This is a genomic window from Bradyrhizobium genosp. A (assembly GCF_049949275.1).
In the GTDB taxonomy this organism is placed as follows: domain Bacteria; phylum Pseudomonadota; class Alphaproteobacteria; order Rhizobiales; family Xanthobacteraceae; genus Bradyrhizobium.
Genome location: NZ_CP188196.1, coordinates 4,379,585 through 4,401,171, shown reverse-complemented (window position 1 = coordinate 4,401,171; position 21,587 = coordinate 4,379,585). Strand labels below are relative to the sequence as shown.

Below are 21,587 nucleotides of genomic sequence, written 5' to 3'. Positions count from 1 at the left end.
GTAGCAAAGCAGGCTCTTGGGCCAGCCGAGTTCCCAGCGGGTCGCACCATTCCGTCGATGCCACCCCGGTGGCGGCAGGAGCTTCGTTACCGACCATGAAAATCGATACGCTCTCAGTCGACTTTACCGACGAGCAGAAACGCTATCTCGAAGGCTTCACGACCGGTCTGCAGATCAGCCGAGTTGGTCGCGGTCTCGGCGGCGGCGCCGGCAAGGCGAACGCCGAGCCCACCGGCCCCGATGCCGTGCACATCAAGGCGCAGGACAAAGTCATCACATCGGGCAAGAAGCTCGCCGACCAGGAGAAGTTCAAGCGCGACGAGCATCCCTTCGATGCCTATCCGCGGCTCCGCCAGCAGGCGCTCGACAACGCGCCGCCGAGCCCCGCGGACAATTTCCGCTGGCGCTATTACGGCATCTTCTATGTCGCGCCGACGCAGGACTCCTACATGTGCCGCCTGCGCATCCCGAACGGCATCATGAAGCACTGGCAGTTGTCGGGCCTTGCCGATCTCGCCGACGATCTCTGCGGTCCCTACAGCCACGCCACCACGCGCGCCAATCTCCAGCTTCGCGAGATCCCGCCGAAGAACGCGATAAAGCTGATCGAGGGCATCCAGGATCTCGGCCTGTGCTCGCGTGGCTCCGGCGCCGACAACATCCGCAACGTGACGGGGACGCCGACAGCCGGCATCGATCCGCAGGAGCTGATCGACACGCGGCCCTTTGCGCGCGAGTGGCACTACCACATCCTCAACGACCGCTCGCTCTACGGCCTGCCGCGCAAGTTCAACGTCGCCTTCGATGGCGGCGGCAGAATCGCGGTGCTGGAGGAGACCAACGACATCGCCTTCACGGCGTTCGAGGTGAAGGACGGGTTTGGCGTCGAGCCCGGAGTCTGGTTTCGCCTTGGCCTCGGCGGTATCACCGGACACAGGGATTTTGCGAAATATTCCGGCATCATCGTCAAGCCTGAAGATGCCACCGCCGTTGCCGACGCCATTGTGTGTGTGTTCATCGCGCACGGCGACCGCACCAACCGCAACAAGGCGCGGCTGAAATACGTGCTCGACGCCATGGGTCATGACGGCTTCCTCAAGCTGGTCGAAGAGCAGTTGCAGAAGCCGTTCGTGCGCGTGCCGGAAGAGGCGTTGGCGCCGCGGTCCGCGTCGGATCGCATGGCCCATATCGGCGTGCACAAGCAGAAGCAGGACGGCCTCAACTGGATCGGCGTGTCGCTGACGCTCGGCAAGATGACCTGCGATCAGATGCGGGGTCTCGCCAAGGTCGCGCGGGACCTCGGTGACGGCGAGATCCGCCTGACCGTCTGGCAGAACCTGCTGATATCAGGCGTGCGCGACGAGAACGTCGAGCGCGCCATTGCCGCGATCAAGCAGATCGGACTCGCGGTCGAGGTCTCGCACATCCGCGCCGGACTGATTGCCTGCACCGGCAATGCCGGCTGCCGCTTCGCCGCCTCGAATACCAAGCGCAACGCCGCCGAGATCGGCGACTGGTGCGAGCCGCGCGTCGCCATGGACAAGCCGGTCAACATCCATGTCACCGGCTGCCACCATTCCTGCGCGCAGCACTACATCAGCGATATCGGCCTGATTGGAGCGCGCGTGCCTGTCAACGACGAGGACACGGTGGAGGGTTATCATCTCTTCACCGGCGGCGGCTTCGGCCCTGACGCCGATGTCGGACAAGAAATCTATCACGACCTCAAGGCCGAGGACGCACCGAAGACGGTCGAGGGGCTGCTCAAGGCCTACATCGCCCATCGCGCGTCTCCCGACGAAACCTTCCTCTCCTTTGCGCGCCGCCATGACGGCGAGACGCTGCGCAAGCTTGCTGATGCACAGGTGTCCGCATGAACCAGATCACGCCCCCACCGAAACTCGATATCATTCCCGCCAGCGCGCCGTTCTCCGACGCGCAACGCTCCTGGCTGAACGGCTTCTTCGCCGGGCTGCTGTCGCCTGATGTGGCGACGCCGCTGTCGGCGGAGCAGGGCGCCGCTGTGATGCAAGCCGGTGACGGCGACGACGGCGAAGCGCCGTGGCACGATCAGACCATGCCGATCGCCGATCGGATGAAGCTTGCCGAAGGCCGCCCCGTCCGCCGCAGGATGATGGCGGCGATGGCGCAACAGGATTGCGGCCAGTGCGGCTACAATTGCAACGACTATTCGGAAGCGATCGCCACCCGCAGCGAAGCGCGGCTCAATCTCTGCGTTCCCGGTGGCAAGGAAACCGCCCGGATGCTGAAGTCGCTGTACGAGGAGCTCGACAAGGCGCCGGCGGCCAAAGCGACCGACAAGGCGGATGCGGTGGCAGCACCGGCCGTGACGGTGACGATCGCCGAGCCCGGCCGCTCGCGCGACAATCCGGTCGCCGCCACCTTCCTGTCGCGGCGCCTGCTCAACAAGGGGGCCTCGGAGAAGGAGACCTACCACGTCGAGTTCGATCTCTCGGAGAGCAAGCTCGACTACGTCGTCGGCGACAGTTTTGGCGTGTTCGCGCGCAACGAACTCGGTCTCGTCGACCAGATCATCGCGCTGCTCGGCGCCTCCCACACCACTGAGGTCAACGGCAAGACGCTGCGCGAGGTGCTGATCGACGACGTCTCGCTGTCGCCGGCGCCGGACTCGCTGTTCGAGTTGATCTCGTTCATCACCGGCGGTGCGCAGCGCGAAAAGGCGCGGGCGCTGGCGCAGGGCGAGGATCCCGATGGCGATGCCGCGACGCTCGACGTGATGGCGGCGCTGCAGAAGTTCTCGGGCACGCGGCCGCATCCCGAAGCCTTCGTCGAGGCGCTGGAGCCGCTCCAGCCGCGGCTCTATTCGATCTCGTCGTCGCACAATGCGACGCCCGGAAAGCTGTCGCTGACCGTCGATTCCGTGCGTTACGTCGTCGGCAAGCGCAAGCGCCTCGGCGTCGCCTCGACCTTCCTCGGCGAGCGCATAGCTGATGGCGAGAAGCTCAAGGTCTATGTGCAGAAGGCGCACGGTTTCGGCCTGCCGGAGGACCCGAAGACGCCTGTCATCATGATCGGCCCCGGCACTGGCATCGCGCCGTTCCGCGCCTTCCTGCTCGATCGCAAGGCGACCGGCGCGCCCGGCAAGAACTGGCTGTTCTTCGGCCATCAGCGCAGCGATTGCGACTTCTTCTACCAGGAAGAGCTCAATGCGATGAAGACCTCGGGTCAATTGACGCGGTTGTCGCTGGCCTGGTCGCGCGACGGCGAGAAGAAGTTTTACGTGCAGGACCGCATGCGCGAGGTCGGCCGCGAATTGTGGACCTGGCTCGCCGATGGCGCCCATCTCTACATCTGCGGCGACGCCAAGCGCATGGCCAAGGACGTCGAGCGTGCCCTGGTCGATATCGTCGCCCAGTTCGGCGCGCGCTCGACCGACGAGGCCGTCAGTTTTGTCGCCGAGCTCAAGAAGACGGGCCGCTTCCAGGCTGATGTCTACTAAGCGGCTGCGGACTCTCCGTGAATCGCGACCGCCGCGCAGGGTGCCGGCGGTCGCGTTCTACTGTGCATGGGGTTGTTTTCGCGATTTGAGTTGGACGAGCTGACACGCTGTCATCCCAGCGTCATTCCGCCGGTTCCAACTGGCTCGGATCTTAACGAATAAGATTCTCGGAACCCGGGGGTGAAAAGAATTTACGCCTGCGACGGGCGGCCTCCGGAGAAGGCGCATCGCTATTTCCGTGGGCGTCTTGCCCGCCACCCCGGTCGATCCCTCATAATCCCGCAAATGGGGCGTTGGAGATCGATCATGCGCGAACTATCGGCGGAAGCCAGGCTGCACTTCTACGCGCGCTCGCTCTCGCGTCGGACCGCGGCGAACGCCCATCACATCGGGCTCTACAGCGCATTCGCCGTCATCGCCGCGATCGTGTTCGGCACATTGTCGGTGCACCCGTTCTGATCACGCCCCGCGCTTGAACGGCGCGACCTCGATCCCCGCATCCTTTAATGCTTGACGCAAAGTGCGCGCGATATCGACGGCGCCGCGCGTGTCGCCATGGATGCACACCGTGTCCGTGCGCATCTTGATGACCTTGCCCGTCACCGACACCACCGCCCCGTCCTGCACCATGCGCACCACGCGGTCGGCGATCGCCTTGGCGTCGTGCAGCACCGCGCCGGGCTTCTTGCGCGAGACCAAATTGCCGTCGTCCTCATAGGCGCGGTCGGCGAACACCTCGTGCACCATCGGCAGGTTCGCCTCTTCGCCGGCCTTCACCAGCTTCGAATTGGCGAGCACGACGAAGATCAGGCTGGGGTCGACCGCCCTGATGCCCGCGGCGATCGCCTTCGCCGTCATGTCGTCCTCGCAGGCGACGTTGGAGAGCGCGCCATGCGCCTTCACGTGCGTCACCTTGTGACCGGCCGCCGTCGCGATCGCCTGCAGCGCGCCGATCTGGTAGGCGACGAGGTTCTCGATCTCGGATGACTTCAGGCCCGCGATGGGGTGCCGGCCAAAACCGTGCAGGTCGCGGTAGCCAGGATGTGCGCCGACCGAGACGCCGCGCGCCTTCGCCAGCTCCACCGTCCGGCGCATGATGTCGGGGTCGCCGGCATGGAAGCCGCAGGCGACGTTGACGGAGCTTGCCAGCTCGATCATCGCGGCGTCGTTGCCCATCTCCCACGCGCCAAAACCTTCGCCGAGGTCGCAATTGAGATCGATCGTCTTCATGGCTGCTCTCCGCCTTTGGTCTTGTTGTCTAAGGCTCGGCCGCGACCTGCCAGGTTCCGGCATCCATCGCGCTCACCGCATAGCCCGCGACGTTGGCATCGCTCAGCGCCTCGATGTTGAGCTCGACCGTGTCGGACGAGCGCAGGCGATCAGGCAGGGTGCGGATCAGCTGTTGAAACTTGCGCGCCTCGTCCTGCGCCTCGGCCATGGTGACGGCCTTGAAGCGGAACGCCGTGCCCGCCGACGTCTGGGCGAGACGGCCGACATCGGCCGTGATCACGGTTGCGATCTTGGGATAGCCGCCGGAGGTGCCGCGGTCCATCATCAGCGCGATCGGCGCGCCATTGCCGGGCACCTGGATGCTGCCGTTGACGGTGCCGTCGGAGACGATGTTGTGGCCGTGCAGATGCTTGATCGCGGGGCCTTCGAGCCGGTAGCCCATGCGGTCGGAGGTCGCCGAGATCTTCCACTCGCTACCCAGGAACAGCGCCTTGTTGGCGTCGTCGAACTCGTCGTCCTGCGGGCCCAGCACGACGCGGATCGGACCGCTCGCAGGCTTCGGCAATTCGATCCGCAATTCCGGTGCACCGCTCGCGGCATCGACCGTGAACTCGTCGCCGGCCTGCAGCGGGCGCGGGTAGGGGCTGCCGAGACCGGCGCGGGCATTGACCGCAAGGCTGCCGAACACCGGCTCGCCCTTGATGGCGCCTTCGATCGCCAGATAGGTGAACGCACCGCCGCGGGCGAAACCGAGCGTCAGCGTCTCGCCATCTTTCAGCGTGACGGATGTGTCCATGGCCACCGGCCGCCCCGCGATGTCGGCGTTGCGCGGCGCGCCCGCGATGGCGACGCGGACGGCGCCATCCTTGGCCGTGAACGTGGCGCCGAACGGGCCGATCTCGACGGCGGCCGCGAACGGCTCATTGCCGATCAGCGTGTTCGCCGCCGCCAGCGCCAGCCGGTCCATCGCGCCGCTGACCGTCAGGCCGTAGCGCTGAGCGCCGTGGCGGCCGCCATCCTGGACGGAGCTTGCGGGACCGATGCGGGCGACGATGAGCCGGCTCATGCGAACACCTGCTCGGCGATGATCTCGCCGGCCTCGGCGGCGCGGTCCTGTTCCTCGAACGTCTTGTGGTCGATGGCGAAAAACGTCACGCGATCACCGGGTTCGGTGAGGAAGGTGGGATTCCGGTGGAGCTGATAGGTCCGCACCGGCGTGCGGCCAAGCAGGTGCCAGCCGCTCGGCGCAGCCAGGCACTGGATGCCCGCCTGGATGCCGCCGATCGAGATCGTGCCGGCAGGCGTGAGCAGCCGCGGGCTCTGCCGTCGCGACATGTGCAGGGATTTGTCGAGGCCGCTCAGATACGACCAGCCCGGCGTGAAGCCGATCATGGCGACGCGATAGTCGCCGCCGACGTGACGGGCGACGATGTCGTCGGGCGTGGTGTTCAGCGCTTTCGCGACATCCTCGAGGTCGATGCCGTGCTCGCCGCCATAGGCGACGGGAATGCGCCAGCGCCGTGCCTTGGTCGACGGCGGCAGCTTCTGGCAGGCGATCGGGAGCAGCTTGTCGCAGAGCGCATCAAACCCGATCTTGCCGGGATCGTAGTGTACCAGCAGCGATCGGTAGGTCGGGATGGTCTCGGAGATGCCCTCGATGGGCGTGGCTAGCAGCGCCTTGTCGAGCGCGAGCACGCGCTCGTTGGCTGCGTCGTCAATGGTGCGGCTGAACTCGACCGTGACGGCGCTGTCGCCACTGGGCAGAAGGCGGGGCGGGGGGAGCGTCGCGGCCATGAGCTGTCGAAATCGGGCCTTTGGAAAAGCGCGGGCTCGGCCTTGAGTTCCGCGTCACCCTGCTTCGCGTAAATGCGCCCGCAAGTCCAATAAATTAATGCAGGGGCAAGCGATAAAGCCTTGTTATCGCGTCGCATAACTGCCCCGGCTGGGCCGCGTTCTTGTCAGGGCTTTTGGGCCTTGACGGCAAGCCCCCGGCTCGCAAGATGCGCGCGTTCTTTCCCGCCCCATCCGGAGCTTGTCTGTTTCCATGTCGCTGTCCCCCGAAGCCCGCAAGACCCTCGCCGGCATCACCACTGCCACCATCACCACCGTCCTGCTGAAGAAGGGCCTGCGCAACGTGTGGATGCGCGGCGCGCGTCCGCTGCGCCCGGGCCTGCCGCGCCTGGTCGGGCCGGCCTTCACGCTGCGCTTCGTGCCGGCGCGCGAGGATCTGGCAACGCCGGAATCCTGGTCGTCACCGATCTCGACCCGCACCGCGATCGAGGCGATGCCGGAAGGCTGCGTCGCCGTGGTCGACGCCATGGGCATCACCGACGCCGGCATCTTCGGTGACATCCTCTGCGCCCGCATGATGAAGCGCGGCGTCACCGCGCTCGTCACCGATGGCGTGGTGCGTGACGTCGAGGGCGTGCTCGGCACCAACCTGCCGGTGTGGTGCGACGGCTACGCCGCGCCGCCGTCGGTCGCGGGCCTCACCTTCGTCGGCTGGGGCGAGCCGATCGGCTGCGGTGGCGTCGCCGTGTTCCCGAACGACATCGTGGTCGCCGACCAGGACGGCTGCGTGCTGATCCCGCAGGCCATGCTCGAGCACGTGCTCAATGAGGGCGTCGAGCAGGAGCGGATGGAAGCCTGGATCGTCAACGAGGTGAACAACGGTGCGGCGCTGCCGGGCCTCTATCCCATGAACGCAGAAACCAAGGCGCGCTACGCCGCCAGCAAGAAGTAACAGGAAACGAGGTACCCCATGGACATCACGCTCGCAGGCACGCGGCCGACCCGCCGCGCGCCCAAGGAACATTTCACCGGCACCGTGCTGCAGGACCCCATCAACATGGCGCCCGCGCCGGCGCGGTTGAACGTCTCGCGCGTGTCGTTCGAGCCCGGCGCCCGCACCAACTGGCACCATCATCCGCTCGGGCAGACGCTCTACGTGATTTCAGGTGTCGGCCGCGTCCAGACCAAGGGCGGCGCGGTCAAGGAAATCCGTCCCGGCGACACCGTGTGGATCCCGCCGGGTGAAGTGCACTGGCACGGCGCCTCGCCGGGTAACAGCATGTGCCACATCGCCATGCAGGAAGCCCTCGACGGCGTGTTCTCGACCTGGCTCGAGCCGGTCACGGACGCCGAGTACGGAACTGCGGTCGGCTAACGCAGACCGCTACATTCGCTCCGCCGTCCATGTGCCCGAGCACATGGCGCCACGCCATGTGCCGGAGCCTGAGGCGCCGCTGAGCCGGCCGAAGCCGACGGCGTGCTTGATGCCCGTGCTCAGAGTGACGTTGATGGCGCCGGCATCCGCGACGCGGCCCGACGCCGTCACTGCGGCGCTGCTCGAGGCGATCTGACCGTTGTTGATGCCGATCGCCACGGTCGAGCCGTTGCCGCAGGTCTCGCTAGAGGAGGCAATGCGGACGTTCCATGCGCCGTCGAACGTCGAGCCCGCGGCATCCGCCTGCGTGAGCGGGGAGGCGACGGCGATAATGGTTGCGAAGAGTCCTTTGCGAAATCCGTTCATGACACGCCCCTGTGGTTGACCATGCGGGGATTGTGTCACGGGCGCGGAACGGGCGATGTGAGGGCTGTCACGCACGCCAGGTTCTCTGTGAGGTGACGCACATCGCAACAACATTGCAGGCAAAAGCAAGGGGACCCGGATCACGGGCCCCCTTGTCTCTCTCAAAATATCGGTGCGACCCTAGTTCACGCGCGTCCAGGTCTGGCCGCCGCAGAACATGCCGCCGAAGGCGCAGCCTTGCACGCGCAGGCGGTCGCCTCCCTTCAGCGCGATCGTCGAATCGTAGGTCGAGCCGGTGTTGGGATCGAGGATGCGGCCGGACCATTTCTGGTCCTTGCCGGGCTTCATGTTGATCAGGACCTGTTCGCCGTTCTGGTTCGATTTGCTGTCGACCGAATAGCCGCAGAAGTTATTGCCGCACTGCTCGATGCGGACCTTGCCTTCCTTCTCCTCGGTGAGCCAGACGCCGAGCGGCGAATTGAGGTCGCGCGCCGGTGCGGCGGCGGCAGCCGGCGGTGCAACGGCTGCGGACTGAACGGGAGCCGGGGCAGGCGCCGGAGCCGTTGGCGCGGGCGGGGCCGGAGGCGGTGCTGCTGCGACGGTCGGAGCCGGCGGCGGAGGCGGTGCGGGCGGTACCGCGGCCACCGTCGGGGCAGCGCTTGGAGCCGGTTGAGGCGGCGGCACCATCGCATCTTCAGTCGGCGCGTTGTTGGCCGTGGCGGCCGGAGCTGGTGGCGGGGCGGGAGCCGCCACGGCCGCGGGAGCTTGGGCAGGAGCCTGCTCGGCTGCCGGTGGCGCTCCCACTGGTGCGGGAGCTGGCGCGGGATTGGCGGGCGGCTGCGGATCAGTCTTGGCTTGTTGCGGTGCCTGCGGGTCGGCCTTCGGAGTTCCCTTGGTGTCGCTCTTGGCCTTCCTGGCCTTGCCCTGACCGGTGTTGTCGTAGACGCCTGGAATCTGCACCGTGCCGCGGTCCGGATCGATGCGGATGGTGCGCCCGCCATATTCAAAAGTGTACTGCGCTTGCGCAGCGGTGCTCGCCAAAAGGAATGCGGCCGTGGCCAACAGCTTCCTCATTTCCATCTCCCGAACAGGTGGTCCCCGTACCGACACTTACGCCCCGGTCCGACCGAGAAAAGTGATCTAGATCACTGTCACGGTATGAGTCGTCCTCCGGCGGTTCCGGGTTCAATACGCCAAGAGCCAGTCCAAAGTTTGGCCGGGGCAAGCGTCAGGGCGACGCGGGGTCAGTCGAACCAGGCGGCGTAGATCTTCTTGTAGCTGCCGTCCTCCATGGAGATGTGCAGCCACTGGTCGACGAAGGCCTTCAGCGCCATGTCGCGCTGTAGCCAGTAGGCTTTCTCCGAGAAGTCGAACGGTTTTTCGGGATGCACCGCGCAGAGCACGCCGGAATGCTGCTTCTGCTGGTAGCGGGTCTCGGACGCGTCCGTCATCATCAGGTCGGCGTTGCCCTTGGCGATCTCGTCGAAGATCGCGGTATTGTCCGGGAAGACGGTGATGTCGGCGTCCTTGACGTTGGCGCGCGCGAAACGCTCATTGGTCCCGCCGGGATTGACGATGACACGGGTGCCCTTCTTGTCGATATCGGAAATGCTCTGATACTTTGCCGTGTCGGCGCAGCGCGCGATCGGCGTCTTGCCCTCGCGCATGATCGGCATCGTGAAGTAGCCCTTTTTCTGGCGGTCGAGCGTGATCGAGACGCCGCCCATCGCGATGTCGAACTGGTCGGCCTCGAAATCCCTCATCAGCTTCGGCCAGGCCGTCGGCACGAACTCGACCTTGACGCCGAGCGCCTTGCCCAGCGCCTCCGCCATGTCGACGTCGAAGCCAGAGAACTGCCGGGTGGCCTTGTCCAGATAGGTGAAAGGCTTGTAGTCGCCGGTCATGCCGACGCGCAAAGTGCCGCGCTTGATGATCTCGTCGAGGCGCGAGGGCGCCGGCTGCTGCGCGTGAGCCGAGAGGTTGGCCAGCAACATCACGGCCAAAGCCGCCAGGATTCGAGCGAACATTCGAACGATCATCTCTTTTCCACCCATGCCGAAGCTGTCATTGTGCAGCTCTTGAGACGTGGATTTAGACCAGATGCCAGTTTCTGGCGAGACGGAATTGAAGGGAATCTTGACGTGACGATTTCGATGTACGAGGCCTCGGTGGGCCTGTTCGTGCCTTACTTGCGCAACCTGTCCGTCCTGCTCGACAAGGGCGTTGCCTATGCCGAGACCCGCAAGTTCAATCCGGCGGTCCTGCTCGGCATGCGCATGGCGCCAAACATGTACGATCTGGCGCAGCAAATCGGCGAGGCCTGTCGCCACGCCACCGTCGCTCCGGCCTTGCTCGCGCAATGCGAACCGGTCGCGCTGCCGCCGCTGGAGCACGACATGGCGGGGCTTCAGGCGCGGATCGCCACATCAATCGAATTCATTGAAAGCCTGCCGCGCGCCGAGATCGATGCGGCCGCGGAGCTGAAGGTGTTCTTCAGGCTCAAGAACGGGACCGAGCTGCCCTTTACCGGGCGGACGCTGCTGCTCACCAACAGCGTCCCGCAATTTTTCTTTCACGTCACGACCGCGTACGATCTGTTGCGGCACGCGGGCGTCGAGCTCGTGAAGAAGGATTTTCTTGGAAGGAAGTAACTGGCGGGCTCGATGTTCACCTCTCCCCGACGGGGAGAGGTCGGATTGCGCTCGGCGATGCGAAGCATCGTCCAGTGCAATCCGGGTGAGGGGCCGCGCCATCCAGTGAGACTATAACCCCTCACCCGGATCGCATCTCTCGATGCGCTCCGACCTCTCCCTTCGGGAGAGGTGCAGAGAGATCCGGTCTATAAGCTGACTTACGCTTCGCCCTTGCGTTCGTAGTCGGCGAGCGAGCTGCGGCCGGCGATCTCGCTGCGCAGCAGCTCGAAGCGCCGGTGCGCCTCGTTCTCGTGTTGGTCGACGAAATGCACGGCGGCCTCGCTGGTCATCGGGCCGCTGACCACAGGGGCGGACTGCTCGCCGATGGTCTCGTGCACGTAGTACTGGCCGTCGTCGCCGCGATGGACGGTCCATTTCAGGCGGATCGCCACCATCGGCCCGGGACCGACCTTGCTGTAGCCGTCGGCGTCGGTGTGCTCCGGCACCAGCGGCTGCTCCTCGACCACCGGATGTGCGTCGGAGACGTGATGTTCGTCGGAGGCGTGATGCTCGTCTGCGACCGCATACTCATCGGCAGCCACCGTTTCCGTCTCGGTGTCGCGGACGACGAGAACGGGCTCGGGGTGCTCCAAAATGCTGGCAATGGTCGCCAGCGCGTGGTCGGTCGGGTCGATCTCTGACAAGGGTCCATCCTCCAGCTCGACGCGGCCGGCAAGTCTGTCCCACTGCCGCCGCGGCCGGATACATTACGCGGGTTTGATTAAGGCTGAGTTGGGGCCCGATCTGCACCAAAATGGGACGCATTCTGGCCGTCCGAAGGCGGCCAGATCGACTGTCCGCTCCAGGTTTACCTCAGCCCAGCACGTCCTGATTGATGATGTTCTGCCGGATGGGATCGCCGTCCAGCACACTCAGGATGTTGCGCGCGGTCTGCTCGCTCATGCGGCTCACCGCCTCGACGGTCACGCCCGCCACGTGCGGGGCCATGATGACGTTAGGCAGCGCGAACAGCACATTGCTGACCGGCGGCGGTTCGACTTCGAACACGTCGATGCCGGCGCCGGCGAGCTTTCCGGAAGTGAGCGCGTCGTACAGCGCGGCCTCCTTCACGATGCCGCCGCGCGCGGTGTTGATGAGGTAGGACTTTGGCTTCATCCGGCCGATCCGCGCGGCATCGAACAGGCCGACGGTTTCCGGCGTCTTCGGGCAGTGGATGGTGACGAAGTCGGCGTTGGGTAGCGCCGCGTCGAGATCAGCGACCGGCTCGCAACCGGCGGCCTTGATGTCGGCGGCTCCCTTGTAGGGATCGTAGACCTGCACCTTCATTTCCATCGCCTGGCAGCGCTTGGCGGTGCGGGTGCCGATCCGGCCGAAGCCGACGATCAGCACGGTCTTGCCGTAGAGGTCGAACGGCAGCATGCCGAGCCGATTGGCCCATTGGCCGTCCCTGACGCAGGCGTGCATTTCATTGGCGCGCTTGGCGAGCGTCAGCATCATGAACAGCGCCGCTTCCGCGACCGAGGGCGAGTTCGCGCTGCCTGCGACCATCAGCGGCACCTTGCGGCGGGAGAGGGCGGGCACGTCGACGGCGTCGTAGCCGACGCCGATGCGGGTCACCACCTTCATGTCCTTGGAGGCCTCGAGCTCGGTCTCGCCGAACGCGGTGGCACCGAGCGCCACGCCGTGAACCGGCGCATGGCTCTTCAGCAGGGCCTCGAAATCCTTGGCGGAGATCAGGTTCGGAAACTCGACGAGCTCGATATCGTCGCGCTGAGTGAGGAGGGCGCGTGCCCCTTGCGACAAAGTTTGTGTAACGAAAATCTTCTTCTTGTTGGTCGTCATCGCTCCCTGCCTGCTAGCGTTTCTTAAGGCCGGCGTCACAGCACGACGCCGGTCTCCTCGTTTAGCAGGTGCATGTTGTTGAGGTCCATCGCCAAACGCATGGGAGCCCCGTCCTTGGCGCCGGCATTGGGATCGACGCGGCCGCAGACGGGCGTGCCGTCGAGTCCGAAATACACCAGCGTCTCCATCCCCATCGGCTCGGTCACATCGAGCACGGTGTCGAAGGTCTCGACGCCAGGTCCGAGATGCGCGTGCGCCTCGGTGAGATGCTCGGGCCGGACGCCGAGCAGGAGCTTGTCGGTGCGCGGCAGCGCGTTGTAACGCGCGGCGCGCGCCGGCGGCAGCGCAAAGGCGATGCGGTCGGTCAGGCGGATCTGGAGCGTGCCGCTGGCATCCTCCAGCCGGCACGGGATGAAGTTCATTGCGGGCGAGCCGATGAAGCCTGCAACAAAGCGTGTCGCCGGCTTGTGGTAGAGCTCGTTCGGCGTGCCGATCTGCTCGATCCGTCCCTTGTTCATCACCACCACGCGATCGGCCAGCGTCATCGCCTCGACCTGGTCGTGGGTGACGTAGACGGTCGTGGTGCGCACTTTCTGATGGACCTTCTTGATCTCGATCCGCATCTGCACGCGCAGCTTGGCATCGAGATTGGACAGCGGCTCGTCGAACAGGAACACCTTTGGATTGCGCACGATGGCGCGGCCCATCGCAACGCGCTGGCGCTGGCCGCCGGAGAGCTGCTTCGGCTTGCGGTCGATCAGATCGGTGATGTCGAGGAGACGCGCGGCTTCCGTCACGCGCGCCTTGATCTCGGCCTTCGGATAGTGCTTCAACCGCAGCCCGAACGACATGTTCTCGGCGACGGTCATGTGCGGGTAGAGCGCGTAGTTCTGGAACACCATGGCGATGTCGCGGTCCTTCGGCGGCACGTCGTTCACGACGTCGCCCCCGATCATGATGTCGCCGTCGCTGATGTCCTCGAGGCCTGCGATCATCCGCAGCGTGGTCGACTTGCCGCAGCCGGAGGGGCCGACCAGCACGATGAACTCATGGTCAGCGATGTCCAAGTCGATACCGCGCACCGCCTCGACCTCGTCGTAACGCTTGATCACCTTCCGCAACGTAACGTCAGCCATGGGACATCAACCCTTTGTCGCGCCGGCGGTCAGGCCGGCAATGTAATAGTCCATCAGGAAGGCGTAGATGACGAGCGGTGGCGCCGCGCCAAGCAGCGCGCCGGTCATGATCTGACCCCAGTTGAAGACGTCGCCCTTGATCAGCGTCGTGGTGATGCCGACCGGCAGCACGAGCTGGTCAATGGACGTCGTGAACACGAGAGGATAGAGGAATTGGGCCCAGGAGACCGTGAAGGCAAAGATCGTCGCTGCGATCAGCCCCGGCAGGGCGACCGGAATGAAGATCCGCAGCAGGGTCTGGAGCCACGAGGCACCGTCGATGATTGCGGCCTCATCGAGCTCTTTCGGGATCGAAGCGAAATAGCCGATCATGATCCAGGTGCAGAACGGCACGGTCAGCGTCGGATAAATGAACACCAGCACATACCAGCGGTTCAGTAGCGTAATGCCGGTGAACTCCTGGATCACTGCCAGCATCTTGAACAGCGGAATGAACAGCAGGCTGTCCGGGATCAAATAGGTGAGGAAGACGCCGGTCGCGAGCGTCGCCGATCCCCAGAACTTCATCCGCGCCAGCGCGAACGCCGCGGGGATGCTGATTAGCATGGTGACGATCACGACCACGATCGAGATGATCGACGAGTTCCAGAAAAAGCGCAGGAACTGGTTCGAGGTCAGGAGCTCGACATAGTTCGAGAGCGTCGGGTGAAACACCCACCACGGATTGGTCGCCGCCGAGATCTCCGCGCTGCTCTTGAGCGAAGTGATCACCATGTAAATCGGCGGCGTCAGGAAGAAGATCGCAAACAGCACCAGGAAGAAATAGGACCAGCGCAGCGCCCAGGCGCGGTCCCGGCTCATGCTGCCGAGTTTGCGGGTTGGTCCGGCCTTGTCGATTGCCAGCGTGCTCATCAGGCTTCGTTCCCACGTTTATTGACATCGCGCAGGATGAAGACCGCCGCGACGGCGAGGATCGGCACCATGAACAGCGAGACGCAGGCGCCGAGCGGAATGTCGCTGCTCTGGATGCCGACCTGGAACGCCCAGGTGGCGAACAGATGCGTCGTATCCAGCGGTCCGCCCGAGGTCAGGATACGCACGATGTCGAAATTGGCGAAGGTGACGATCAGCGAGAACAGCGTGGTGATGGCGATGATGTTGCGCATCATCGGCAGCGTGACGTACCACATCTTCTGCCACCAATTGGCGCCGTCGATCGCGGCGGCCTCGTAGAGCTGGTCGGGGACCGACTTCAGCGCCGCGAGGTACATGATCAGGAAGAACGGCGCGCCGTACCAGACGTTGACGAGAATGACCGAGAAGCGCGCCCAGAAGGTGTCACCGAGCCAGGGGATCGGACCGACGCCGAAGAAGGAGAGCGTGTAGTTGAATGCGCTGTAGGAGGGATCGAACAGCCAGAGCCAGGCCAGCGTGCTCATCGCCGGCGGAATCACCCAGGGCACCAGCAGCATGCCGCGCCATTTGCGCTGCTTCTTGCCGGGAATGTTGTGGACGAAATGCGCGACGATGAAGCCGATCAGCGCCTTGAAGACGACCGCGGTGACCGCGAAGATGCAGGACTGCTTCACCACCATCCAGAACGTCTCGCGCTTGAACAGGAAGGTGAAATTGCCGAGGCCGACGAATTTCGTCATCGCCTTGTTCAGCGTCGCCAGATAGAGCGAATAGAACGCGGGATAGAGCACGAGCAGCGCGATCAGGAGGATCAGCGGCAGCGTCAGGAAAAACGCCACGGTCGATTTCCGACCCAGCACATTGCGCAGGCTCGCACTTTTTTTGCGCGGGCTCGCGGCATGAGCGAGGCGACTTTGCTCAACGACGACATCGGCCATGGCATAGCGTCCTTGCAGAGTGTCAAACCGCGGAAGCCGGCCGCGTTCGGTCGGCCCACCTCGATCATGCAGATCGAGCGCCGGATGAGCCTTGGCGGCCCACGCGTGTTGCGCGAACCGCCGCAGCACACCTTCGGTTTAGCTTCGCATGAATCCTTCGCACTCGCTCTCGGCCCAGGCGAGCGTGTCTTCCATTTTCTCGCCTTGAGCGTAGCGGAGGACCATTTTCGTCAACGTCGACTGGTTGTAGATCTGCTCCGCAATCTTTGGCGGAGCCGGTGAGGCCGCAATCGACAAGGTTTGATGATTGTAGGGATTCGGGTAGTGGTAAAGTGTGCCCTTCGGCGGCCCTTGCTCGGCCCAGGTCTTCAACGTAGTGAAGTTGGCGTAGGAGGGCAGATCGTAGCCGCCGCTCGCTTCGACGAACTTTGCGATCGCGGCCGGCGAGGAAAGGTGGGCGAGCAGGCTCTTGGCCGCTTCCTTGTTCTTGGAGAATTTCCAGGTGCACCAGAAGAACGGCAGGTAAGGCGCAAAACGGCCCTTCGGCCCAGCCGGGAATCCGTGCGTCCAGCATTGCTCCGCCACTTGAGGCGCGTCGCGCTTGGCGACCGCCCACGCACTCGGCGGATTCATGATCAACGCGCCTTTGCCCGAGATCAGCCACTTGTTGTTGGAGGCATCGTCCCAGGACGGCGCGTCAGGCGGCAGGAACGCGATCAGCTTCTTGTAGAATTCGAGCGCCTGACGTACCGCATCGGTCTTAACGGTAATATCGCCCTTGGCATTGACGAGTTCGGCACCGAACGATTGGAAGATTGCTCCGGCGGTATCCACGCTATCGGTGGTCTGGCCAAGGCCGATCCCGAAGGGGAAGCCCCCTTTCTTGCAGGCTTCGGCGGCCTTGAGAAACGTATCCATGGTCCAGTTGTCGGCCTTGGGCGATGAACCAGCCGGATACATTTCCTGAACATCGATATTCGCATATTTCTTCATGAGGTCGATGCGCGAGCAGGGACCTTTGATCTGGCTGCCAATGGTTGCAGGCACGGCGAGCCACTTCCCGTTGGCCTGACCAAGATACTTGACTGTCCCGTTCACCTCACCGTTCTGCTTGATGATCGGCTCCATGACTTCATTGACCGGTTCAAGCAACTCATCGTAGGCGTGGGGCTGCCAGCCGATTTGAGTCGACAGGATGTCGTGGCCTGACTTCGCCTGTGCCTCGGCGGCCATGGTCAGAAGAAGCTTGTTGCCTTGAGTGGTAATGTAGTCGATCGAAACCTCCACCTTCTCCTTGGCGGCCCATTCATTGATCAGATCGGTGGAGGCCTTGTTGGCGTCGGGTACCCAATGATCCCACAGGCCAATAGAGAGCTTCCCTGCGGCATAGGCGCCTCGCACATAGGGCGCCGCGATCAGCGCCGTGGAGGACATTGCAGTGGCAGCTACAAATTGACGTCGCGTCAGTGTCTTGCGTGACATCTCGTTTCCTCGCCTTGGTGTGTTTTATTGTTCTGTCGTTTCCTCTGACTTCCCTGAGTTTGTTTTTGATTTTTTGTTGGGCGTTTCTTATTGGCGTCGTCATCCCGGGCGGCAAATCACGCGCGGAACAGGGCAAATTGGTAGCGCGATCAGATCATGATTGATTGCGTCTGTCGAGAAAGCCGAATGCCTCGTTCTCTAGAACTAACGTTGTGTAGGGAAAGGTTGCGGCATGCACCGAGCATCGGCTACGGCTGCTCTTATTGCGACGCACACTTCGGAGTGCGACAGCTGGGGACCATCCGTGCGCAATTACGCCGCAGTTCCGAATGAGCCTGCATAACCGCTTCGCGCCATAGGCCTTTCAACGGGGACAGCGATGGTCCACGCCTAGACCTCGGCGTCGCGAAAACGATAGAATTGCAGCCGGCAGGAAGCCTGCCATTTCCTGGAAGGCAAGCAGATCGAGATGGAGACCCAAATGATCACCCCGGCGCCGCATGCGCGGCTTGGCCTGCGACGCTGGCTCGCGCTCGGCTCCGTGCTGACAGTGCTGATTGGTGCAGCCGCGGTTGCGAATGCTCAAGGTTTGGTCAAGGGCGTTCAGGATGGGGCTGCGGCTGGCAACAAGGCGGCAGGGCCCGTCGGTGGCGTTCTCGGCGGCGCCATCGGCGGCGTGGTCGGCGTCTTCACCGGTGTGCTCGGCGTCAACAACAATAATGGCCAGGCACCGGCCGCCAAGGATGCGAACAAGGATGCCAGCAAGGACTCCAAGCAGCCGGGCGGCGCCAAGGACAAGGATGCCAAGGGGGCCAAGGAAAACGCCAAGGGCGCCAAGGCGACCAAGGAAGCCAAGAACGCACCCCAGGACAACAAGGACGTTACCGTCCTGACCCAGCCCGGCACGCCGCAGCTGACCGCCGACCAGATCGTCGCCAATAGCGATTCCTATATCGAGCGCATCAAGACCGAGCTGAACTTGACGCCCGATCAGGAGAAGCACTGGTTCGGCTTCTCCAGCGCGATGCACTATCTCGGGCATAATGGCGCGGAGCGGCTGAACCTGCGCATTGCGCGGGCCAAGCGCGATCCGCCGGACGACATTATCGAGCAAATGCGCAACGAGTCGCAGTTCCTGATCGACCGGGCCGCCGACCAGCGCAATGTCGCCGATGCCGCCGAACCGTTGTTCTCGAGCCTCGATGACAAGCAGAAGCAGGTGTTCATCCAGGAGATGGTTCGCCTCAGCCATGAGCGTGGCCTCGACTGATCGAACTTGAATTGGATTGCGCGGATTCGAAAAAGTTTGCCCGCCACGAATTCGTGTATCCTTTCTGCAGTTGGAGTATGCTTAGCTTCGCAAGGTGGCTGCGAGGTTGATATGGCGGACGGACTCTCCGTTTTCCTGGTCGAAGACGAGGCGTTGATCCGGATGATGATCGCCGACATGGTGGAGGAGCTTGGCCACCATGTCGTCGCGGAGGCGGACAATGTGCGCGATGCGAGCGCCTTTGCGATGACCGCGCAGTACGATTTCGCGATCCTCGACATCAACCTGATGGGCGTTTACGTCGATCCCGTCGCCGATTTGATCGAACGCCGTGGTAAGCCGTTCCTGTTCGCGACGGGCTACGGGCCGGAATTGCTGCCGTCCTTGCTCCGGCGCCGGCCGATCCTGCGCAAGCCGATTGCACTGGACCAGCTCAAGATCATGATCGACTCGCTGTTTCCGGATGCGTCCGCCAAAGCACCGCACTGATTGAAGGCGCCACACTGACAGTGTCAACGATCGAGACATCGTCAACGAAAATGGCCGCCCGAAGGGCGGCCATTTAGGACGGAAGAGGCGTCAGGGTCTCACATCAGGCCGGCGCTGAGGTCAACGCCGTGCGCCATCAGGCAGAACGAGGCGAGGAGACCCATGCCGCAGAAGATGATAATGGCTTTAAGAGAATAGTCGGTCGACCGGGTCTGGATGGCAGCCGGTATTTCGGCGAGCGAAATCATGCTCATGTTCATTCCCCCCTTTGTTAATCCTGAATTGCATCAGGTGAGGGAACTCTTGCAGCAAAAAGTTTGACACGAGGTTGCGAGGGATCGTTAACGGAATCGCAAGCGCTTGTGCGTTTCCGCGAGAAGCAAACGGTCCCGCACACGTCTCAGTTGCGGCCGTTCTTGAGCACGTTGGCAATGGTGTGGGCCGTCATGGCCGCGCGATCGGAGGCACGTTGCGCGGCGAGCCGGTCTCGCGCCTTTTCCTCGATCAGGAGCTCGATCAAGGCCAGCCGCTTGCCGTCGTCGTCCGCCTCGGTCAGCAGGCGGTGATAGCGATGATAGTCGAACCCAATATCCTGCTTACGCATGTCACGCCCCCGTACGTACGCCACACACTGATTGAATTGTTTCTCATCGGAAACAAACGAGCAAGCACGATCCTGCGTGGAACCGCGCGTGCGCTGCAATCAGCTGTGAATTACCGGGCCGGACGACTTCAGGGGCGGGCGCGTCTCAATCCAGATTGTGGTCGGCGAACATCTTCAGGCCGACGAAACTTGCATCAGGCTTCATGACGATGCGCGTCGGGATGTTGCGCAAGTAGTCCTGGAAGCGCCCTTTGGCTTCGAAACGCGCGCGGAACGCTGAAGCCGAAAGGAATTCCGGAAAGCGCGGCACGATTCCGCCGGCAATGTAGACGCCGCCCCTGGCGCCGAAGGTCACCGCGAGGTTGCCGGCAACCGAGCCGAGGATGGCGCAAAACATCTCCAGCGTCGCGCGGCTGAGCTCGCAAGTCCCGTCCAGCGCCGCCTTCGTGATCGCCGCCGCATCGCGTTGCGGCACCTGGGCTTCGTCGACCTCGGCCATCGCTTCGTAGAGGGCTTGCATCCCGGAGCCGGAGAGGGCGCCGCGCTCGATGGAGACATGGCCGAAGCGTCGGCGCATGGCGGCGATCACGCGTTCCTCGCGTTCGTTCTCCGCCGGTAGGGTGGCATGACCGGCCTCCGTGACGACAGCCAGCCGGGAGCCATGGCGCTCGACCAGGCAGGAGACGCCGAAACCCGTCCCGGGCCCGACCACCAGCAGCGGCTCTCTGGACATGCCGTCCTGGCCGCCGAGCGGAATCAGATCGGCCGGCTGCAAGGCGGGCAAGGACCAGGCCACCACCTCGAAATCGTTGAGCACGTGGACGCTGTCGAAGCCGAGCGCCGGCTGGAGCTCGTTGCCGTCGATCACCCACGGGCTGTTGGTCATGACGCAGCGGTTGTTGGTGACGGGACCGGCGACGGCGAGGACGGCCCTGAGCGGCTTCTGGCTGTCGGCCCGCCGCAGCACGTCGACAATGGCTTCGCGGACCGTAGGATGGTCGGCGACCTTCACATAGTCGATCGCACCGATCTGCTCGCCATTGCTCAGCGCAAAGCGCGCATTGGTGCCGCCGATATCGGCGAGAAGAATGTTTCCTGTCTTGCCGATACTCATGACCATTTGGCTGCCGTAGCCTTGCAGGCTTTGGGAACCCTTTTCCTCCACTGCTTCGCGATCCGCATGCCGCGGATAGCAGAGAATCCGCCCTCGGGTACAGCTAGTCAACACGGACAAGGCCAAAGCGTTGCATCCGGGAGGGATCAGCCGGCCGTTCGCGCGACATCGTTGCAGGGTGTCGGAGGTTGCGAAGCCGCGCGGGAAGATCGACATTGGTGACAGCGCCGGCGCCGATTGCGCCGGACGGACGAAATGAGGCCTCTCGATGAAGATAACCGACCGTGACGTGCTGCTGGCGATCGACGTGCAGAACGATTTCTGCACGGGCGGGGCGCTCGCCGTTCCCGGCGGAGAGAAGGTCGTCCCAGCCATCAACCGGATCGCCCAAAATTTCGCCAATGTGGTGCTGACGCAGGACTGGCATCCCGGCGATCACGTCTCCTTTGCGCCGAACCATGCGGGCCGCCAGCCGTTCCAGACCATCGAGCTCGATTACGGCACCCAGGTGCTCTGGCCGATGCATTGCGTCCAGGGCACGGCCGGCGCCGAATTCCATCGGGAGCTCGAGGTCACCCGTGCGAACCTCGTGGTGCGCAAGGGCTTCCGCCGCGCGATCGATTCCTATTCGGCGCTGTTCGAGAACGACCACAAGACGCCGACTGGTTTGCTCGGCTATCTGCGGGAGCGCGAGCTGAAGACGGTTTTCGTCGCCGGCCTGGCGCTGGATTTCTGCGTCCGCTTTTCCGCGGAGGATGCGCGCAAGGCGGGGTTCGAGGTTGCCGTGATCAAGGACGCCTGCCGTGGCATCGACCTCGACGGCTCGGTCGCGGCAACGCATCACAGCTTGAGGGAGCTCGGCATTTCCGTCGTCAGCCTGGAGGCGTTTCTGTGAGGATC

24 protein-coding genes are annotated in these 21,587 nt (G+C 63.9%); 9 read left to right on the top strand and 15 right to left on the bottom strand.

Going from position 1 to position 21,587, the window contains the following annotated elements; genetic code table 11:
• The first annotated feature begins 95 nt into the window (after positions 1-95).
• The 3 genes from ACP2YP_RS20350 (at position 96) to ACP2YP_RS20340 (ending at position 3,940) form a co-directional block, all read left to right on the top strand.
• The gene (locus ACP2YP_RS20350) at positions 96-1,877 is read left to right on the top strand and encodes a NirA family protein (protein WP_426418151.1); all 1,782 of its coding nucleotides are present in this window, start codon (positions 96-98) and stop codon (positions 1,875-1,877) included.
• Entirely contained in the window at positions 1,874-3,481 is a 1,608-nt protein-coding gene (locus tag ACP2YP_RS20345) for a sulfite reductase subunit alpha (protein WP_426418150.1), read from the top strand. The genes ACP2YP_RS20350 and ACP2YP_RS20345 overlap by 4 nt, the downstream gene beginning before the upstream one ends.
• A gap of 306 nt (positions 3,482-3,787) precedes the next feature.
• Positions 3,788-3,940 (top strand): hypothetical protein, encoded by a 153-nt coding sequence (locus ACP2YP_RS20340; RefSeq protein ID WP_187434626.1) that lies wholly within the window; start codon positions 3,788-3,790, stop codon positions 3,938-3,940.
• On the opposite strand, the gene ACP2YP_RS20335 is transcribed toward ACP2YP_RS20340, so the two are convergent.
• Genes ACP2YP_RS20335 through pxpB form a run of 3 tightly spaced genes read right to left on the bottom strand, consistent with a single transcriptional unit; the run spans position 3,941 to position 6,505 of the window.
• Entirely contained in the window at positions 3,941-4,711 is a 771-nt protein-coding gene (locus tag ACP2YP_RS20335; RefSeq protein WP_426418149.1) for a LamB/YcsF family protein, read from the bottom strand.
• Positions 4,712-4,739: 28 nt separating this feature from the next.
• Positions 4,740-5,777, bottom strand: a complete 1,038-nt coding sequence (locus ACP2YP_RS20330) for a biotin-dependent carboxyltransferase family protein (RefSeq protein ID WP_426418148.1) — start codon at positions 5,775-5,777, stop codon at positions 4,740-4,742.
• Complete coding sequence (gene pxpB / locus ACP2YP_RS20325) at positions 5,774-6,505, bottom strand: 5-oxoprolinase subunit PxpB (protein WP_426418147.1); 732 nt, start codon at positions 6,503-6,505, stop codon at positions 5,774-5,776. Before pxpB ends, ACP2YP_RS20330 begins: the two co-directional genes overlap by 4 nt.
• 250 nt (positions 6,506-6,755) lie before the next feature.
• On the opposite strand from pxpB, the gene ACP2YP_RS20320 reads away from it, so the two are divergent.
• Complete coding sequence (locus tag ACP2YP_RS20320) at positions 6,756-7,454, top strand: ribonuclease activity regulator RraA (RefSeq protein ID WP_426418146.1); 699 nt, start codon at positions 6,756-6,758, stop codon at positions 7,452-7,454.
• Between the two features lie 18 nt (positions 7,455-7,472).
• Positions 7,473-7,877, top strand: coding sequence for a (R)-mandelonitrile lyase (locus ACP2YP_RS20315; protein WP_426418145.1), 405 nt, complete (start codon positions 7,473-7,475; stop codon positions 7,875-7,877).
• Between the two features lie 9 nt (positions 7,878-7,886).
• Here ACP2YP_RS20315 and ACP2YP_RS20310 read toward each other — a convergent pair whose 3' ends face one another.
• The 3 genes from ACP2YP_RS20310 to ACP2YP_RS20300 all read right to left on the bottom strand — a co-directional run bounded on the left by ACP2YP_RS20310 (position 7,887) and on the right by ACP2YP_RS20300 (position 10,270).
• Entirely contained in the window at positions 7,887-8,243 is a 357-nt protein-coding gene (locus ACP2YP_RS20310) for a hypothetical protein (RefSeq protein WP_426418144.1), read from the bottom strand.
• Between the two features lie 180 nt (positions 8,244-8,423).
• Entirely contained in the window at positions 8,424-9,317 is an 894-nt protein-coding gene (locus ACP2YP_RS20305; RefSeq protein ID WP_426418143.1) for a DUF2147 domain-containing protein, read from the bottom strand.
• A 170-nt stretch (positions 9,318-9,487) separates the two neighbouring features.
• Positions 9,488-10,270 (bottom strand): transporter substrate-binding domain-containing protein, encoded by a 783-nt coding sequence (locus tag ACP2YP_RS20300; protein ID WP_426418142.1) that lies wholly within the window; start codon positions 10,268-10,270, stop codon positions 9,488-9,490.
• Positions 10,271-10,396: 126 nt separating this feature from the next.
• Between ACP2YP_RS20300 and ACP2YP_RS20295 the strand changes: the two genes are divergently transcribed.
• Positions 10,397-10,894 carry a DUF1993 domain-containing protein gene (locus tag ACP2YP_RS20295; protein ID WP_426426210.1) on the top strand — a complete coding sequence of 166 codons (498 nt, stop codon included), beginning with the start codon at positions 10,397-10,399 and terminating at the stop codon, positions 10,892-10,894.
• A gap of 200 nt (positions 10,895-11,094) precedes the next feature.
• On the opposite strand, the gene ACP2YP_RS20290 is transcribed toward ACP2YP_RS20295, so the two are convergent.
• The 6 genes from ACP2YP_RS20290 to ACP2YP_RS20265 all read right to left on the bottom strand — a co-directional run bounded on the left by ACP2YP_RS20290 (position 11,095) and on the right by ACP2YP_RS20265 (position 17,210).
• Positions 11,095-11,580 carry a hypothetical protein gene (locus ACP2YP_RS20290; protein ID WP_426418141.1) on the bottom strand — a complete coding sequence of 162 codons (486 nt, stop codon included), beginning with the start codon at positions 11,578-11,580 and terminating at the stop codon, positions 11,095-11,097.
• Positions 11,581-11,749: 169 nt separating this feature from the next.
• On the bottom strand, positions 11,750-12,739 hold the full coding sequence (locus ACP2YP_RS20285) for a hydroxyacid dehydrogenase (RefSeq protein WP_426418140.1): 990 nt from the start codon (positions 12,737-12,739) through the stop codon (positions 11,750-11,752).
• A 35-nt stretch (positions 12,740-12,774) separates the two neighbouring features.
• Positions 12,775-13,875, bottom strand: coding sequence for an ABC transporter ATP-binding protein (locus ACP2YP_RS20280; RefSeq protein WP_426418139.1), 1,101 nt, complete (start codon positions 13,873-13,875; stop codon positions 12,775-12,777).
• Positions 13,876-13,881: 6 nt separating this feature from the next.
• The gene (locus ACP2YP_RS20275) at positions 13,882-14,787 is read right to left on the bottom strand and encodes a carbohydrate ABC transporter permease (protein WP_426418138.1); all 906 of its coding nucleotides are present in this window, start codon (positions 14,785-14,787) and stop codon (positions 13,882-13,884) included.
• Positions 14,787-15,728 (bottom strand): carbohydrate ABC transporter permease, encoded by a 942-nt coding sequence (locus tag ACP2YP_RS20270; protein WP_426418137.1) that lies wholly within the window; start codon positions 15,726-15,728, stop codon positions 14,787-14,789. The genes ACP2YP_RS20275 and ACP2YP_RS20270 overlap by 1 nt, the downstream gene beginning before the upstream one ends.
• A 138-nt stretch (positions 15,729-15,866) precedes the next feature.
• Positions 15,867-17,210, bottom strand: coding sequence for an ABC transporter substrate-binding protein (locus ACP2YP_RS20265; protein WP_426418136.1), 1,344 nt, complete (start codon positions 17,208-17,210; stop codon positions 15,867-15,869).
• Positions 17,211-17,691: 481 nt separating this feature from the next.
• Here ACP2YP_RS20265 and ACP2YP_RS20260 point away from each other — a divergent pair, with 481 nt between their 5' ends.
• Positions 17,692-18,480, top strand: a complete 789-nt coding sequence (locus ACP2YP_RS20260; RefSeq protein ID WP_426418135.1) for a Spy/CpxP family protein refolding chaperone — start codon at positions 17,692-17,694, stop codon at positions 18,478-18,480.
• 111 nt (positions 18,481-18,591) lie between these two features.
• A complete protein-coding gene (locus tag ACP2YP_RS20255; protein ID WP_426418134.1) occupies positions 18,592-18,969 on the top strand; it encodes a response regulator in 378 nt (125 codons plus the stop codon).
• A 98-nt stretch (positions 18,970-19,067) separates the two neighbouring features.
• Here ACP2YP_RS20255 and ACP2YP_RS20250 read toward each other — a convergent pair whose 3' ends face one another.
• The 3 genes from ACP2YP_RS20250 to glk form a co-directional block, all read right to left on the bottom strand.
• Positions 19,068-19,223, bottom strand: a complete 156-nt coding sequence (locus tag ACP2YP_RS20250; RefSeq protein WP_426418133.1) for a hypothetical protein — start codon at positions 19,221-19,223, stop codon at positions 19,068-19,070.
• Positions 19,224-19,369: 146 nt separating this feature from the next.
• The gene (locus ACP2YP_RS20245) at positions 19,370-19,573 is read right to left on the bottom strand and encodes a hypothetical protein (RefSeq protein ID WP_027536131.1); all 204 of its coding nucleotides are present in this window, start codon (positions 19,571-19,573) and stop codon (positions 19,370-19,372) included.
• A gap of 145 nt (positions 19,574-19,718) precedes the next feature.
• A complete protein-coding gene (gene glk / locus ACP2YP_RS20240) occupies positions 19,719-20,687 on the bottom strand; it encodes a glucokinase (protein WP_426426209.1) in 969 nt (322 codons plus the stop codon).
• A 268-nt stretch (positions 20,688-20,955) separates the two neighbouring features.
• Here glk and pncA point away from each other — a divergent pair, with 268 nt between their 5' ends.
• Positions 20,956-21,582: a bifunctional nicotinamidase/pyrazinamidase gene (pncA, locus tag ACP2YP_RS20235; RefSeq protein ID WP_426418132.1), complete on the top strand. Its 627-nt coding sequence runs from the start codon at positions 20,956-20,958 to the stop codon at positions 21,580-21,582.
• Positions 21,583-21,587: the final 5 nt, after the last annotated feature.

Coding starts and splice junctions, on each gene's coding strand:
- ACP2YP_RS20350 (WP_426418151.1), top strand. CDS start 96: ATGAAAATCGATACGCTCTCAGTCGACTTTACCGACGAGCAGAAACGC.
- ACP2YP_RS20345 (WP_426418150.1), top strand. CDS start 1,874: ATGAACCAGATCACGCCCCCACCGAAACTCGATATCATTCCCGCCAGC.
- ACP2YP_RS20340 (WP_187434626.1), top strand. CDS start 3,788: ATGCGCGAACTATCGGCGGAAGCCAGGCTGCACTTCTACGCGCGCTCG.
- ACP2YP_RS20335 (WP_426418149.1), bottom strand. CDS start 4,711: ATGAAGACGATCGATCTCAATTGCGACCTCGGCGAAGGTTTTGGCGCG.
- ACP2YP_RS20330 (WP_426418148.1), bottom strand. CDS start 5,777: ATGAGCCGGCTCATCGTCGCCCGCATCGGTCCCGCAAGCTCCGTCCAG.
- pxpB (WP_426418147.1), bottom strand. CDS start 6,505: ATGGCCGCGACGCTCCCCCCGCCCCGCCTTCTGCCCAGTGGCGACAGC.
- ACP2YP_RS20320 (WP_426418146.1), top strand. CDS start 6,756: ATGTCGCTGTCCCCCGAAGCCCGCAAGACCCTCGCCGGCATCACCACT.
- ACP2YP_RS20315 (WP_426418145.1), top strand. CDS start 7,473: ATGGACATCACGCTCGCAGGCACGCGGCCGACCCGCCGCGCGCCCAAG.
- ACP2YP_RS20310 (WP_426418144.1), bottom strand. CDS start 8,243: ATGAACGGATTTCGCAAAGGACTCTTCGCAACCATTATCGCCGTCGCC.
- ACP2YP_RS20305 (WP_426418143.1), bottom strand. CDS start 9,317: ATGAGGAAGCTGTTGGCCACGGCCGCATTCCTTTTGGCGAGCACCGCT.
- ACP2YP_RS20300 (WP_426418142.1), bottom strand. CDS start 10,270: ATGTTCGCTCGAATCCTGGCGGCTTTGGCCGTGATGTTGCTGGCCAAC.
- ACP2YP_RS20295 (WP_426426210.1), top strand. CDS start 10,397: ATGTACGAGGCCTCGGTGGGCCTGTTCGTGCCTTACTTGCGCAACCTG.
- ACP2YP_RS20285 (WP_426418140.1), bottom strand. CDS start 12,739: ATGACGACCAACAAGAAGAAGATTTTCGTTACACAAACTTTGTCGCAA.
- ACP2YP_RS20280 (WP_426418139.1), bottom strand. CDS start 13,875: ATGGCTGACGTTACGTTGCGGAAGGTGATCAAGCGTTACGACGAGGTC.
- ACP2YP_RS20275 (WP_426418138.1), bottom strand. CDS start 14,787: ATGAGCACGCTGGCAATCGACAAGGCCGGACCAACCCGCAAACTCGGC.
- ACP2YP_RS20270 (WP_426418137.1), bottom strand. CDS start 15,728: ATGGCCGATGTCGTCGTTGAGCAAAGTCGCCTCGCTCATGCCGCGAGC.
- ACP2YP_RS20265 (WP_426418136.1), bottom strand. CDS start 17,210: ATGTCACGCAAGACACTGACGCGACGTCAATTTGTAGCTGCCACTGCA.
- ACP2YP_RS20260 (WP_426418135.1), top strand. CDS start 17,692: ATGATCACCCCGGCGCCGCATGCGCGGCTTGGCCTGCGACGCTGGCTC.
- ACP2YP_RS20255 (WP_426418134.1), top strand. CDS start 18,592: ATGGCGGACGGACTCTCCGTTTTCCTGGTCGAAGACGAGGCGTTGATC.
- ACP2YP_RS20250 (WP_426418133.1), bottom strand. CDS start 19,223: ATGAGCATGATTTCGCTCGCCGAAATACCGGCTGCCATCCAGACCCGG.
- ACP2YP_RS20245 (WP_027536131.1), bottom strand. CDS start 19,573: ATGCGTAAGCAGGATATTGGGTTCGACTATCATCGCTATCACCGCCTG.
- glk (WP_426426209.1), bottom strand. CDS start 20,687: ATGAGTATCGGCAAGACAGGAAACATTCTTCTCGCCGATATCGGCGGC.
- pncA (WP_426418132.1), top strand. CDS start 20,956: ATGAAGATAACCGACCGTGACGTGCTGCTGGCGATCGACGTGCAGAAC.